General features: G+C 66.9%; 13 protein-coding genes. 6 read left to right on the top strand and 7 right to left on the bottom strand.

Annotated elements, in window-relative coordinates; genetic code table 11:
* Window positions 1-60 precede the first annotated feature (60 nt).
* From C8J30_RS19000 to C8J30_RS02560, 6 genes are all read right to left on the bottom strand, one after another.
* The gene (locus tag C8J30_RS19000) at window positions 61-2,676 is read right to left on the bottom strand and encodes a MerR family transcriptional regulator (RefSeq protein WP_245909686.1); all 2,616 of its coding nucleotides are present in this window, start codon (window positions 2,674-2,676) and stop codon (window positions 61-63) included.
* A gap of 54 nt (window positions 2,677-2,730) precedes the next feature.
* On the bottom strand, window positions 2,731-3,033 hold the full coding sequence (gene ihfA / locus C8J30_RS02580) for an integration host factor subunit alpha (protein ID WP_110804145.1): 303 nt from the start codon (window positions 3,031-3,033) through the stop codon (window positions 2,731-2,733).
* A 111-nt stretch (window positions 3,034-3,144) separates the two neighbouring features.
* Window positions 3,145-4,119, bottom strand: coding sequence for a beta-ketoacyl-ACP synthase III (locus C8J30_RS02575; protein ID WP_110804144.1), 975 nt, complete (start codon window positions 4,117-4,119; stop codon window positions 3,145-3,147).
* On the bottom strand, window positions 4,116-5,219 hold the full coding sequence (gene plsX, locus C8J30_RS02570) for a phosphate acyltransferase PlsX (protein ID WP_110804143.1): 1,104 nt from the start codon (window positions 5,217-5,219) through the stop codon (window positions 4,116-4,118). Before plsX ends, C8J30_RS02575 begins: the two co-directional genes overlap by 4 nt.
* Before the next feature lie 111 nt (window positions 5,220-5,330).
* Window positions 5,331-5,537, bottom strand: a complete 207-nt coding sequence (gene rpmF / locus C8J30_RS02565; RefSeq protein ID WP_023912988.1) for a 50S ribosomal protein L32 — start codon at window positions 5,535-5,537, stop codon at window positions 5,331-5,333.
* Window positions 5,538-5,724: 187 nt separating this feature from the next.
* A complete protein-coding gene (locus tag C8J30_RS02560; RefSeq protein WP_110804142.1) occupies window positions 5,725-6,291 on the bottom strand; it encodes a YceD family protein in 567 nt (188 codons plus the stop codon).
* Window positions 6,292-6,405: 114 nt separating this feature from the next.
* Between C8J30_RS02560 and C8J30_RS02555 the strand changes: the two genes are divergently transcribed.
* From C8J30_RS02555 to C8J30_RS02535, 5 genes are all read left to right on the top strand, one after another.
* Window positions 6,406-6,870, top strand: coding sequence for an outer membrane protein assembly factor BamE (locus tag C8J30_RS02555; RefSeq protein ID WP_110804141.1), 465 nt, complete (start codon window positions 6,406-6,408; stop codon window positions 6,868-6,870).
* Between the two features lie 89 nt (window positions 6,871-6,959).
* Window positions 6,960-7,718 carry a GNAT family N-acetyltransferase gene (locus tag C8J30_RS02550; RefSeq protein WP_110804140.1) on the top strand — a complete coding sequence of 253 codons (759 nt, stop codon included), beginning with the start codon at window positions 6,960-6,962 and terminating at the stop codon, window positions 7,716-7,718.
* A gap of 154 nt (window positions 7,719-7,872) precedes the next feature.
* Complete coding sequence (locus C8J30_RS02545; protein ID WP_110804139.1) at window positions 7,873-9,684, top strand: ABC-F family ATP-binding cassette domain-containing protein; 1,812 nt, start codon at window positions 7,873-7,875, stop codon at window positions 9,682-9,684.
* Between the two features lie 89 nt (window positions 9,685-9,773).
* On the top strand, window positions 9,774-10,034 hold the full coding sequence (locus C8J30_RS02540; protein WP_110804138.1) for a putative hemolysin: 261 nt from the start codon (window positions 9,774-9,776) through the stop codon (window positions 10,032-10,034).
* 81 nt (window positions 10,035-10,115) lie between these two features.
* On the top strand, window positions 10,116-11,219 hold the full coding sequence (locus C8J30_RS02535; RefSeq protein ID WP_110804137.1) for a CaiB/BaiF CoA transferase family protein: 1,104 nt from the start codon (window positions 10,116-10,118) through the stop codon (window positions 11,217-11,219).
* Window positions 11,220-11,261: 42 nt separating this feature from the next.
* Here C8J30_RS02535 and C8J30_RS02530 read toward each other — a convergent pair whose 3' ends face one another.
* Window positions 11,262-12,008, bottom strand: coding sequence for a DsbA family protein (locus C8J30_RS02530; RefSeq protein WP_110804136.1), 747 nt, complete (start codon window positions 12,006-12,008; stop codon window positions 11,262-11,264).
* Window positions 12,009-12,159: 151 nt separating this feature from the next.
* On the opposite strand from C8J30_RS02530, the gene C8J30_RS02525 reads away from it, so the two are divergent.
* Window positions 12,160-13,299: a pyridoxal phosphate-dependent aminotransferase gene (locus tag C8J30_RS02525; RefSeq protein ID WP_110804135.1), complete on the top strand. Its 1,140-nt coding sequence runs from the start codon at window positions 12,160-12,162 to the stop codon at window positions 13,297-13,299.
* Window positions 13,300-13,320: the final 21 nt, after the last annotated feature.

Genomic DNA, 13,320 nt, shown 5'->3' with positions numbered 1-13,320 from the left:
GGTGCAAGCGGCAAAACGCATCTTTTTGCACGGGCTTGCAAGCGAGCGCGCTGGCCATCCTCAGCGCCGCGCCGGAACCGGCCGCGGCGGCTGCGCCAGGCGGCTTTGCAGTCGCACCAGACGGTCGTGCGCCGACAGAAGCCGCATCCGCTCGATCGGCGAAAGATCATCCGGGGCGAATTGCGTCAGATCCTCGCGCAGCGCGCCCAGGGGATTCGCCGTCGGATCGATCTGCCCGGCCGTGGCAAGCTCGACCTGCAGCGGCGCGGTGCCGCTCAGGATCAGCGAGACCACCCGGTCGAGCGGATCGAATTCCGAAACCGGTTCGGCCAGGATTTCGGCCTCGGGCTCCTCGACCGCGTCGGGCTCGTAAACGAGGATCGTTTCGGCTTCGACCTGCGGCACGAACCGGGCGGGCTTGGGCAGCTGCGGCTCCGGCTCAGCTTGCAGCGCGGGCGCGGGGGCCGCGGCAAGCTCCGGTTCGGGCGCGTGCAGGATCGCCGGTTCCGTGTCGCTCAGGGCCTCGATCGGCGCCTCGGCGGCAAGGATCGGCTCCGGCTCGGGCAGAGGTTCGGGGACCGGCGTCGCCTTCGGCGGCGGCGCAATGTAATCGAACAGCGAGCCCTGGATCGGCAGCTGCGGTTCCGGCTCGGGTTCCGGTTCCGGCTCGGGCTCGACGATTGCCTCGATCCGCGCGGGGCGCGACATCGGCCGCGGCGCGATGAAGCGATAGGCGAGATCGGCAAAGCCCTCGTCGTCCTCGATCACCTCGGCGGTTTCGGGAACGGTTTCGGGCTCCGGCTCCGGCGCTGTGGCGGGCTCGGGCGCAGTTTCGGGCACATGGCGCGAGCGGAAGGTCGGGAAAGGTTCCGGCTCCTGCCGCGCTTCAACCTCCGGTGCTGGTTCCGGTTCCGGCTCCGGCGCGGGTTCAGCTTCGGGCGCGAAGGCACCTTCGGGCTCCGGCTCGGGCAGCGCCATCCCCTCGGGTTCCGGTTCCGGCTCGGGGTTCGGCAACGGGGCAGGCTCGGTCAGGTCGTCGGCAAAGGGCAAGCCACGGTCAAGCGCCTCGGCCTCGGCCGCGGCCTGTGCGAGAGCCGCCGCGGCGACCTGCGCGGCCAATTCGGCCTCGGCCTTGGCGCGGGCGGCTTCGGCCCGGGCCAGCTCGGCCTCGCGCCGCAGCCGCTGCAATTCGGCCCGCACCGCCTCGGCCTCGCGCCGGGCTTCTTCGACCGCCGCTTGTGCTATTTCCAGCGCGCGCTGCTCGGCTTCGATGCGGGCGCGCTCGGCCCGCCGCGCTTCGTCGAGCCGCTCGAGCTCTTCGGCGCTCGGCTCCGGTTCGGTCGTGACGGGTTGGGTTTCGGCCTCTGCCGCGATCTCATCGAGCGGGGCAGGGGCGTCCGGTTCCGCCTGCGGTTCCGGGGCGAGGGTCTCGGTCAGCTCGGGTTCGGCAAGCTGCGCGACGGTGGCGGGCGGGGCGTCCGCCTCCGGCTCGACAAAATCGGCGATATCCTCGGGCGCCGCTTCAGTCGCGACCTCCTGAGCCTCCGGCGTGGACCAGTCCGCGGCACCGAAAGACGTGTCGACGGTAAAAGTTACGGTGGTTTCGGCGACGACGAAAGCCGCGATATCTTCCGGGGCGGTGTCCGCGGCATCGGGCACCGGCTCGAAGCCGAGGTCCGGTGCGTCGAGCGACTCCGCGGCCTCGTCCTCGGCAATGGCTGCCTCGAACACCGCCTCCGGGGCGGGACTGGCCTCCGGAGCGGAGAGATCGAACGTCTCTTCAGGCGCGAGGTCCTCTTCGTCCGGCAGGGCCTCGAAAGCAATCTCCTGCGCGTCGGCAGTCTCGGTTTCAAGAGCGTCGAGCGCCGCTTCGACCGCAATATCCTCTGTCGCGAAGGCCGAGTCGAAGATCGGCTCGGGCGCGGCAAGATCAATGGTCTCGCCCGGCGCGTCGGCCTCGGGCGTCGGCGTGTCGTCGATCTCGGCCAGCAGCGGCGCAGGCGGCGTCTCCGGGGCGAGGGCATCGACGGTCTCGCGCGGGGTGATGTCTGCCTCGGCCAGTGCGGTCTCGAAGGCGATCTCCGCCGCCGCGACCGGTGCCGGGGGAATCAGCTCGAGCCGATCCTCGGGCGCGAGCTCTTCGGGGGCCGTGTCGAGCGCGACAGCCGCGTCGTGTCTGGGCTCAGGCTGCTCTTCAAGGACCTCGGGCGTGGTCTCTTCCCCGACCGGGGAGGTTTCGAACGCCGCACTCGGGTCCGGCTCCGAGACGATCTCGACCGCGTCGAGCGACGGCTCGGCCGCGGTCAGAAGAGCCTCGGTCGCGTCCTCGATCTCGGGGGCGAGGCCATCGGCAAGCGTGTCTTCCGCCACCGGCATCGGTTCGCGCGGCAGGTTGGCGCTCAGCATCTCGGCGCCAAGGGCCGTGACCTTCTTCGTGCCTTGCGACTTCAGCCGGGCCTGCGCCTCCTTGATCGGCAAGGCCTCGACCTGCAGCAGGTGCTTGATCCCCACCAGCAGCGCCACATCGGCCGGGCGATAATAGCGCCGACCCCCGGCGCGTTTCACCGGCTTGATCTGTGGAAACTTGCTCTCCCAGAACCGCAGGACATGCGTCGGGGTTTCGAGAAGCTCGGCCACCTCGGTAATCGTGCGGAAGGCCTCGGCTGACTTCGTCATCGCGGCGCGTTCATCCCCTGCTCGGGCCTATCCCGTGAACCGGTTGAACCGGCCCTATTTCGAATTGCCTTCGGCAACCCGGTCTTTCATCAGATGCGAGGGCCGGAACGACAGCACCCGACGCGGCGAAATCGGAACTTCCTCGCCCGTCTTCGGGTTGCGGCCCATGCGCGAGGTCTTGTCCCGCACCGAGAAGGTGCCGAAGGACGAGATCTTCACCGTCTCGCCGCGCACCAGCGCATCGGACATGTGCTGCAGCACGGTCTCGACCAGCTGAGCGGATTCGTTGCGGCTGAGCCCGACTTCGCGGAACACGGCTTCGCTCAGATCCATGCGGGTCAGGGTTTTTTCTGACATTTCAATCCCCCCGGAGTGATTTTCATCACGATGGGGGCAAGTATTTCCCGAGTCAATATCAATGACTTGCACGGCAAGGTTGATACGAGTTTTTCCACCGTAATCGCGCGTTTACCAGCGCAGGACGACCGATCCCCAGGCCAGACCGCCCCCGATTGCCTCGGTCACGATCAGATCGCCTGCCTTGATCTGGCCGCGCCCATGCGCCGTCGAGAGCGCGAGGGGAATCGATGCGGCAGAAGTGTTGCCGTGATCCTGCACCGTCACCACGACGCGCTCCATCGGCACCTGCATCCGTTCCGCGGTGGCGGTGATGATGCGCAGGTTGGCCTGATGCGGCACGATCCAGGTCACGTCTTCGGCGCTCAGCCCGGCCTTGTCGAGCGCGGTATGCGCGGTTTCGGCCAATTTCGAGACGGCATGCTTGAAGACGGCATTGCCCTGCATGCGCAGATGGCCCGACTGGCCATTCGTCGAGACGCCGCCATCGACATAAAGCAGCTCGCGGTAGCGGCCGTCCGAATGCAGGTCGGTCGCGAGAATCCCGCGATCCTCTGCCGTGCCCGCGCCTTCGGTCGCCTCCACGATCAGCGCGCCCGCGCCATCGCCAAAGAGCACGCAGGTGCCGCGGTCGGCCCAGTCCATGATCCGCGAGAAGGTCTCGGCGCCGATCACCAGCACGCGCTTCGCCTGACCCGACAGGATCATCCCGTTCGCATTGGTCAGCGCGAAGACGAAACCGGCGCAGACCGCCTGCACGTCATAGGCAAAGGCATTGGTATTGCCGAGGCCCGCCTGCACCATCGTCGCGACGGAGGGGAAGGTGTAATCCGGCGTCGAGGTCGCGACCACGATCGCGTCGATCTGATCGGCCGTCAGGCCCGCATCGGCCAGAGCCGCCTCGGCCGCCTTGATCGCCAGTTGCGAGGTGGTTTCCCCCTCGGCGGCGAAATGGCGCCGCTCGATCCCGGTCCGGGACCGGATCCATTCGTCCGTCGTGTCGAGCTTGCCCTCGAACTCGGCATTCTCCACCACGCGGGCGGGCAGATAATGCCCCACACCGCGGACCACCGCTCTGATCGTCATTTCGAGTTCTCGACTCCTGCCTCCACCGAGGCTGCATCCTGACCGTTTGCTGACGCAAGGGCAACCCGCGCCGCGAGACGTTCTGCGAAGCCCAGACCCGCCAGACGGGCCGCAAGGTCGATGGCCGCGGCAACGCCGGTGCCGTCCGCACCCCCGTGAGACTTGACCACAGTGCCGTTCAGACCAAGGAAAACACCGCCGTTCACCCGGCGCGGATCGATCTTCGCCTTGAGACGTTTGAGCGCACCCGAGGCGAGCAGCGCCCCGACCTTGGCGAGCAGACTCGAGGTGAAAGCCTCGCGCATCAATTCGCCCGCGAATTTCGCCGTGCCCTCGCCGGTCTTCAGCGCGATATTGCCGGTGAAACCGTCGGTGACGATGACATCGACGCGCGATCCGGGCAGATCGGTGCCCTCGACGAAGCCGACGAAATAATAGCCGCCGGGCTCCTGCATCGCGCCGATCATCTCGGCGGCGGTCTTCAGTTCGGCATGGCCCTTGTGCTCTTCGGTGCCGACATTGAGCAGCCCGACGCGCGGACGGTCAAGGCCAAGCGCGTTGCGGGCATAGGAAGAGCCCATCAGCGCATAGGTCAGCAGATCGCGGGCCTCGGCTTTCACATCCGCGCCCATGTCGAGCATGACGTTGAAGCCGGAGGGATTCTTGCAGGGCCAGAACGAGGCGATGGCGGGGCGGTTCACGCCCGGGATCTTGCGCAGTCGCAGCATCGAGACCGCCATCAGGGCGCCCGTATTGCCGCAAGACACCGCGACCTGCGCCGCGCCATCGCGCACCGCATCGATCGTCGACCACATCGAGGTGTCCTTGCCGCCGCGCATCACCGCCGCGGGCTTGTCGTGCATCGTCACCACGCCGGTCGCGTGACGGATCGTCACGCAGGACTTCAGCTTGCGGGCCTTCACCAGCGGCGCAAGCTCGGCCTCGGGGCCATGCACGAGGAAGTGCAGATCGGGATATTTCCGGCGCGCAAGGGCGATCCCGTCAAGGACGGCCGCGGGGCCCCGGTCGCCCCCCATTGCATCGATCGACAGCACGAGCGGGGCGGAAACCGGGACGCCGGAAATCAAAGCGCCGGACATGTCCGGCGCTTGGGCGGCTGCAGTGCGGCCGCGACTTGACGTAACGTCAGCTTCTGCTCCCACCGTGGTCTTCTCCTGTTTGAACAGTTTGACCATGGCGGAGGGACCGGCTTACGCCGCGTCGTCGTCCAGATCGACTTCGGTCGCTTGCGCAACCACTTCGCGGTCGTCGTAGTGGCCGCAGGCGCCGCAGACGTGGTGCGGGCGCTTCAGTTCGCCACAGTTCGGGCACGAAGCCGGGTTGGCGGCCACAAGGGCGTCATGCGCGCGGCGCATGTTACGACGGGAGCGCGTGACTCGGTTCTGCGGGACGGCCATGTGTCTAACCTCGGTTCTGGGGGCGCAAGGCCCTGTTTTTCCTGGGGTTTCGTCACGGCAGCCAGCGGCGGACCGGGTGCGAACCCTGCGTTCGAATGAGGCCGGGAACATACTGGAGTTCCGCCCCGTTGCAAGCCCTTTTTGCAGCTTTTTTCGGCGCCGTCAAAACCGGGCCGAAAAGCCGCGCTCAGGACTTGTCGCTTTCCGTGTCGTCCTTGCCGCCGAGCAGGCTTTTCAGATTGGCAAAGGGGCGGGTGTCCTCGTCGCGGATCGGCGCGGCCCCGGGGGGCGTGGCCTCATGTGCGCCAAGCGCCGCGCCCGGCGCATGCGGATAGAGCGGCAGCGCGAGTTCAAGCGTTTCGAGCGCGACGGCGCCCAGATCGAAGCGATCGGGCAGCGGTTCGCTGTCGGTATCCTCGGGGATCTCGATCTCGTCGCCCGTCGGCTCGGGCATCTGCGCCAGATAGCGCCGGGTCACGGTTTCGCGCAGATCGGTGGTGACCGGCGCCAGCGTCAGCACGCAAGACTGCACGACGCGGGCGGTGAAGTCGGCGTCGAGCGTCCAGTCCGACCGCCCGCTCGGCGTCAGCGTTCCTTTCAGCCGCAGCGCTTCGAGCCCTTCGATCCCCGCCCAGTCGGCAATCGCCGTGCAGGTCGCCGCATCGGGGGTGATATCGAAGCGCGTGGGCTTGCGCGCGGCCAGTTCGGACGGGCGCAGAATATGGCTGAAAGGCAGGGTTTCGGTGTCGGTCATCACGGTCTCCGGGATCGCAAGCGGGTGAGGGACGGTCGAGGGCGCTTGAGGGCGGCCGCATCCTGTTGTAATCGGGATAGAAGGCCCGAGGTCACGAGGCAAGAGGGGGTAGGCTTGAGCAGCACGTCCGGAATTCGCCGCATGGCGCGATTTGTCACCGTTGCGGCGGTGCTTTTCGTGGCGGGCTGCACTGCGATCTACCAGAACCACGGCTATGTGCCCACCGAAGACGATCTGGCAAAGATCGAAGTCGGCAAGAGCTCGCGCGAGGAGGTCACGGATGTGATCGGCCGCCCGTCCTCGATGGGGGTGCTGCAGGGGTCGGGCTGGTTCTATGTCGGCTCGCGCTGGAAATACTACGGTGCGCGGGCGCCGCAGGAAATCGACCGGCAGGTCGTGGCGATCACCTTCAACGACAAGGGCGTCGTCGAGAATGTCGAGCGCTTCGGTCTGGAGCGGGGCGAGGTCGTGGTGCTGTCGCGTCGCGTGACGAAGAGCAACATCAAGGGCATCGGCCTGATCCGCGAGCTTCTGGGCTCGTTCGGGCGCCTGTCGGCGGGCAAATTGCTCGACAAATGATCGCGGACGGGGCGCTCGGTCGCAGCCGAGTGTCTTTTCGCTGTCAGGTCTTTGCCGTAGGATCAGGGAGACAGATCCTGGGGGGCCCCATGTTTTCGCTCTCGAGAGGCCGCTATGCGGCACGACTCGCGCAATCGCAGGCGGATGTGCAGGCAGCGCAGGCGTTGCGCTGGCGGGCCTTCGTTTCGGCGCGCGGACGCGGCATGGACGTGGGTGAGGCGCTGGATGCCGATGCCTTCGACGATGCCTGCCGCCATGTGCTGGTCGAGGAGACGGGAAGCGGGCGGCTCGTCTGCTGTTTCCGGCTGTTGCCGATCGAGAGCGGGCGCGAACTTTACCGCAGCTATTCGGCGCAATTTTACGACCTGACGCCGCTCTCGGCCTATTCCGGGCGGATGCTGGAGATGGGGCGGTTCTGCGTCGATCCCGACTGCCGCGACCCTGATATCCTGCGCCTCGCCTGGGGGGCGGTGACGCGGCTTGTCGATGCCGAGGGAATCGAGATGCTGTTTGGCTGCTCGTCGTTCCTGACCACCGATTTTGACAGCTGCGCCGATGCTTTCGCGGTGCTGGCCGAGCGCCATCTGGCGCCGAAACGCTGGCGGGTGCGGGTGAAGGCGCCGAAGGTGATCCGCTATGCGCGCAAGTTGCTGGGCCGCAAGGGCGATCCGAAACAGGCGATGCTGAAGATGCCGCCTTTGCTGCGCAGCTATCTGGGCATGGGAGGCTGGGTCTCGGATCATGCCGTCGTCGACGAGGATCTGGGCACGCTGCATGTCTTTACCGGGCTTGAAATCGGCGCGATTCCGCCCGAGCGCGCCCGCGCGCTGCGGCTGGTGGCCGGGTAGGGGGCTCTGCCCCCTTACCCCCGGGATATTTGGGGCAAGATGAAAGCACATTCGGGATTTCCGGAATGTGCGGAAACTTGCGCAGCAGCCCGTCGCGGCGGGCGGCGCCCTCGTCACCGTTGACCTTTTTGCGCCGCCCGGCTAGCGGAAGCGCATGGCACGCGCACCTCTTCTCCAGCTTTCCTCGATCTCGCTGACTTTCGGCGGCAATCCCCTTTATGATGGTCTCGACCTGACCGTGCAGGAGGGCGACCGCGTCGCGCTTGTGGGCCGCAATGGCTCGGGCAAGTCGACGCTGATGAAGGTGATGGCCGGTCTTGTCGAACCCGATCAGGGCAGCCGGGTCGTGCCGACGGGCACCCGCGTCGGCTACATGGAGCAGGAGCCGGATCTGTCGGCCTTTGCCACTTTGGGCGATTACGCCGCCTCGGGGCTGGCCGAGGCCGAGCGCTATCGCATCGAGATGGTGGCCGAGGGGCTGAAGTTCCGCCCCGACGCGCCGGTTGCGACTGCCTCGGGCGGCGAGCGCCGCCGCGCCGCGCTGGCCAAGCTTCTGGCTGAGTCGCCCGAGCTGATGCTGCTCGACGAACCCACCAACCACCTCGATATTCAGGCGATCGGCTGGCTTGAGGCGTATCTGCGCGACACCCGCACGGCTTACGTGTTGATCTCGCACGACCGCGCCTTTCTGCGGCATCTGACGCAGGCGGTGCTCTGGATCGACCGGGGCGAGGTGCGGCGGCTGGAAAAGGGCTTCGAGCATTTCGAGGAATGGCGCGAAACCACCTGGGCCGAGGAAGACGACGCGCGCCACAAGCTCGACCGCAAGATCAAGGCGGAAGCGAAATGGGCGGTCGAGGGGATTTCGGCGCGCAGGAAGCGCAACATGGGCCGGGTCCGCGCGCTGCAGGCGCTGCGGGCCGAGCGGGCCGGGCAGATCCGCCGTCAGGGCACGGCCTTGATGGAACTCGAAAGCGGTCCGGTTTCGGGCAAGCGGGTGATCGAAGCGAAGGGGCTGGTGAAAAGCTTCGGCGCGAAGACCATCGTGAAGAATTTCGATCTGCGCGTGCTGCGCGGCGACCGGGTCGCCTTTGTCGGCCCGAATGGCGTCGGCAAGACGACGCTTCTGAAGATGCTGACCGGGGAACTCGCCCCCGATGCGGGCACGGTCACGCAGGGCACCAATCTGGACATGGCGGTTTTCGATCAGACCCGCTCGACGCTCGATTTCTCGATGACGCTCTGGGACGGGCTGGTGAACGATCCCGAGATGCGGGTCTCGGGGCGCGCCGATCAGGTGATGGTGCGCGGCCAGCCCAAGCATGTCGTGGCCTACCTGAAGGACTTCCTGTTTGACGAGCAACAGGCCCGCGCGCCGATCGGCTCCCTCTCGGGCGGCGAGCGGGCGCGGCTGCTGCTGGCGCGGATCATGGCCAAGCCCTCGAACCTGCTGGTGCTCGACGAGCCGACGAACGATCTCGACGTCGAAACCCTTGATCTGCTTCAGGATATTCTGGGCGAGTATGACGGCACCGTGCTTCTGGTCAGCCACGATCGCGATTTCATCGACCGCGTGGCGACGACCACGATCGCGATGGAGGGCGACGGCAAGGCCACGGTCTATGCGGGCGGCTGGACCGACTATCAGACGCAGAAGGCCCTGACCGAGGCCCCGCCTGCGGCCGAGAAAGCCGCGCCGAAAAAGGCGGCCGAGGCCCCGAAAGAGGTGGTCAAGAAGGCGGGCCTGACCTTCACCGAGAAACATCGGCTCGAGGCGCTGCCCGGGATCATCGAAAAGCTCGAGCGCGAGATCGGCAAGCTGCACGAGCTGCTGTCGGACCCCGATCTGTTCACCCGCGAACCGGTGAAATTCGCCAAGGCCTCCGAGATGCTTGTCGAGCGTGAAGCGGCGCTGGCCGCGGCCGAGGAAGAATGGCTGACACTGGAGGACAAGGCGTCCTCGTGACCCATCGCGCGGGCGCAATCATCGCTGGCCCCGGGCGGATCTCTGTGGGATGCTCGCGTTGACTCGTCCGCTGTTCCATTGAGGTCACGATGAAATATCTTCCGCTGTTGCTTCTTGCGCTTGCCGCCTGCACCGAAGCTGCCCCTTCTGCCGACAAGCCGATCGGCATGGCGAACCCGGCCTCGGCCTATTGCGTCGAACAGGGTGGCGAGGTTCTGCTCAACGAGATGACCCCGGGGGGCGATGCGAGCTGCAAGCTGCCCGATGGCCGCAAGGTCGGCGAATGGGAATATTTCAACGAGCATCACCGCCCCGACCCGGCTGCTGCCGCGCCTGCTGACGCAGCGTAACGCTTCCGCTTTTCCTTGGTGGCAATACGCTGCCTGGATCCGGAGGCGCAAAGCCCCCGGCCTTTTCAGGCGGAGGATTGCATGACCAAAGGCCCCTTGGCGGGATTGCGCATCGTCGAGATTTCGGGCCTTGGCCCGACGCCCTTCACCGCACAGCTGATGGCCGACATGGGAGCCGAGGTGATCCGGCTTGCCCGTCCGGGGGCGCAGGGCGCTGCGGCGCATGTGCTGGGCATGGCGACCGATCCGCTCGACCGTGGTCGCGATGTGTTGGAAGTTGATTTGAAAACCCCCGAGGGCAAGGCGGTCGCGCGCAGCCTGATCCTGCGCGCCGATGCGCTGATCGAGGGGATGCGCCCGGGCGCGATGGAACGTCTGGGGCTTGGGCCGGATGACTTTCCCGAAAATCCGCGTCTCGTTTACGGCCGCATGACCGGTTGGGGTCAAAGCGGGCCACTGGCGCAAACCGCGGGGCATGACATCAATTACGTCGCGCTCTCGGGGGCGCTTGGCGCGATCGGCACGACCGAGACGCCGGTTCTGCCGCTGAACCTGGTCGGAGATTTCGGCGGTGGCGGGCTTTATCTCGCCTTCGGGATGCTGGCCGCGATCCTGAGCGCCCGCGCGACCGGGCAGGGGCAGGTGGTCGATGCGGCGATCACCGATGGGGTGGCGCATCTGATGGGGATGATTTCCGGCATGGCCGGGCAGGGGCTCTGGCAGGCGCCGCGCGGGGGCAATCTGCTCGATGGCGGCGCGCCCCATTACAACGTCTATCGCTGCGCCTGCGGCGGGCATTTCGCCATTGGCCCGCTCGAGGAGAAATTCTGGGCCGAGTTTCAGCGCCTTGCGGGCTTTGCCCCGGGCGAGCTGCCCGACCGGGGCGATCGCGCCAACTGGCCCGCACTGCATGCGGCGCTGGCGGCACGGTTTGCCGAGCGCACCCGGGCGGAGTGGGAGGCGATCTTCGACGGCAGCGACGCCTGTGCGACCCCCGTCCTGAGCCTCGCCGAGGCCGCCGCCCATCCGCACAACCGCGCCCGCGGCACCTATCTTGCGCATGAGGGGCTGACGCAACCTGCGCCCGCGCCGAAGCTTTCGCGCACGCCGGGCGCGATCGGGGCGGGATCGGCGCGGAGCCGCCTCAGCGCCGCCGAGGCGCTGGTGCGCTGGAGCGCAAACTGAAAAGGGGGCCGAAGCCCCCTTTCGAAACCTTTGTGGCGACGCTCAGCCGCGCTCGTCTGCGATGATCTGCGCCATCGCCTCGGCGGGCGCATAGCCGCGCAGCAGTTGCCCGCCGACGACAAAGGCGGGCGTGCCCGAAATCGCCATCCGCTCGGCAAGTTGCGCATTCGCGCGCAGAACCGCCGTCACCTCTTCGGTGTTCATCTTCGTGATCACCGCCTCGGCGTCGATCTTTTCATCCGCCGCCAGCCGTTTCAGACTGTCGAGCGTGATGTCGCCGCGAAACACCATCAGCGCGTTGTGCACCTTTTCATAAGCCGCGTCGCCCGCGACCATCCGCGTGGCGAGAGCGAACCGGGCCGCCAGCACCGACTGATCGGAGAGGATCGGGAATTCCTTCACCACGAAGCGGACCTTGCCGTCCTTCTTCAGCACCTCGTCGACGACCTCATAGGCCTTCTTGCAATAGGTGCATTTGTAATCGATGAATTCGACCATCGTCACGTCGCCATCGGGATTGCCGCCAACCCAGTCGCCCGCGAAATGGAAGATGTCGTCGGCGTTGGTCTGCACCAGAACCTTGTCATTGTCGGCCTGCGCCGCCTGCTGACGTTCCTCGAGCTTGTTGATCGCTTCGACCAGAACCTCGGGGTTCTCCATCAGGTAGCTTTTCACCGCTTCGCCGAAAGCGGCCTTTTCCGCGGGCGTCATGGTGGACAGATCAAGCGCTGCGGCGGGCGTGCCGAAGCTGGCGGCAAGCGCGAGGGCTGCAAGCGAGAGGCGTTTCATCCGGGGTCCTTTCGGGGCCGTATCAAGTCGGCGCGAGAGTGGCCAAACCCGACGCGGGGTGCAAGGGAAAAGCAGACCGGGGTTGCACGGTTTCGCCATTGACCCGCGCCGCCGCCGGGCCTATGGCCGCCGCCAAACCACGGAGGAAGCGATGCGATTTTCGAACCGGGGACAAGTCGATCCCTTCATCGTGATGGATGTGATGGAAGCCGCCCGCGCGGCCGAGGCGGCGGGCCGCCACATCATTCACATGGAGGTGGGCCAGCCCTCGACGCCCGCGCCCGCCTTGGCGCGTCAGGCGATGGCGGCGGCGCTGGAGCGTGACAGCCTTGGCTATACGGTCGCGCTTGGCCTGCCCGAGCTGCGCCGGGGCATCGCCGATCTTTACCAGCGCTGGTATGGCGTCGATCTGAACCCCGATCGCGTCGTGGTGACGCCCGGCTCGTCGGGGGCCTTCATCCTGGCCTTCTCGGCGCTTTTTGATGCGGGCGACAGGGTGGCGCTCGGGGCGCCGGGCTATCCGAGTTATCGGCAGATCCTGCGCGCGATGTCGGTGACGCCGGTCGATATCCTGACCCGGGCCGAGAACCGTTATCAGCCGGTGCCCTCCGAGATCCCGGCCGATGTGCAGGGGCTGATCGTCGCCTCGCCCGGCAACCCGTCCGGCACGATGCTGGGCCGGGCCGAGCTTGCCGCGCTGATGACCACCGCGGCCGAGCGCGATCTGGCCTTCGTGTCCGACGAGATCTACCACGGTCTGCATTACGAAGACCGCGCGGTTTCGGCGCTGGAAATCGGCGACGAGGCCTATGTGATCAACTCGTTTTCGAAATACTTCAGCATGACCGGCTGGCGGCTGGGCTGGATGGTGGTGCCCGAAGCCCATATCCGCACCGTCGAGCGGCTGGCGCAGAACCTGTTCATCTGCCCGCCGCATGCGTCGCAAATCGCAGCCCTTGCCGCGCTTGACGCGACCGAGGAGCTGGAGGCGAACCGGGCCGTCTATGCGGCGAACCGGGCGCTGATGCTGGATCGGCTGCCGAAGGCGGGCTTCACGAAAATCGCGCCGCCGGATGGGGCCTTCTATATCTATGCCGATGTCTCGGACCTGACCACGGACAGCCGCGCCTTTGCCGCGGAAGTGCTTGAAAAGGCGGGGGTTGCGGTGACGCCGGGGCTCGATTTCGACCCGGTACGCGGCGCCACCACCCTGCGCTTTTCCTATGCCCGCGCGACGGCCGATATCGAGGAAGGGCTCGACCGCCTGACCCGTTTCATGGCGTCGCGCTGAGCGGGGGATTCCCGTGCCCGG

It is taken from the genome of Rhodobacter viridis (assembly GCF_003217355.1).
GTDB classification, from domain to species: Bacteria; Pseudomonadota; Alphaproteobacteria; order Rhodobacterales; family Rhodobacteraceae; genus Rhodobacter; species Rhodobacter viridis.
The sequence above is the reverse complement of the archived record's forward strand: the minus strand, read 5'-3'. Positions and strand labels throughout refer to the sequence as shown.

Excerpts from the sequence above, each read along its gene's own strand:
- C8J30_RS19000 (WP_245909686.1), bottom strand. The coding sequence starts at position 2,676 with ATGACGAAGTCAGCCGAGGCCTTCCGCACGATTACCGAGGTGGCCGAG.
- ihfA (WP_110804145.1), bottom strand. The coding sequence starts at position 3,033 with ATGTCAGAAAAAACCCTGACCCGCATGGATCTGAGCGAAGCCGTGTTC.
- C8J30_RS02575 (WP_110804144.1), bottom strand. The coding sequence starts at position 4,119 with ATGACGATCAGAGCGGTGGTCCGCGGTGTGGGGCATTATCTGCCCGCC.
- plsX (WP_110804143.1), bottom strand. The coding sequence starts at position 5,219 with ATGTCCGGCGCTTTGATTTCCGGCGTCCCGGTTTCCGCCCCGCTCGTG.
- rpmF (WP_023912988.1), bottom strand. The coding sequence starts at position 5,537 with ATGGCCGTCCCGCAGAACCGAGTCACGCGCTCCCGTCGTAACATGCGC.
- C8J30_RS02560 (WP_110804142.1), bottom strand. The coding sequence starts at position 6,291 with ATGACCGACACCGAAACCCTGCCTTTCAGCCATATTCTGCGCCCGTCC.
- C8J30_RS02550 (WP_110804140.1), top strand. The coding sequence starts at position 6,960 with ATGTTTTCGCTCTCGAGAGGCCGCTATGCGGCACGACTCGCGCAATCG.
- C8J30_RS02545 (WP_110804139.1), top strand. The coding sequence starts at position 7,873 with ATGGCACGCGCACCTCTTCTCCAGCTTTCCTCGATCTCGCTGACTTTC.
- C8J30_RS02540 (WP_110804138.1), top strand. The coding sequence starts at position 9,774 with ATGAAATATCTTCCGCTGTTGCTTCTTGCGCTTGCCGCCTGCACCGAA.
- C8J30_RS02535 (WP_110804137.1), top strand. The coding sequence starts at position 10,116 with ATGACCAAAGGCCCCTTGGCGGGATTGCGCATCGTCGAGATTTCGGGC.
- C8J30_RS02530 (WP_110804136.1), bottom strand. The coding sequence starts at position 12,008 with ATGAAACGCCTCTCGCTTGCAGCCCTCGCGCTTGCCGCCAGCTTCGGC.
- C8J30_RS02525 (WP_110804135.1), top strand. The coding sequence starts at position 12,160 with ATGCGATTTTCGAACCGGGGACAAGTCGATCCCTTCATCGTGATGGAT.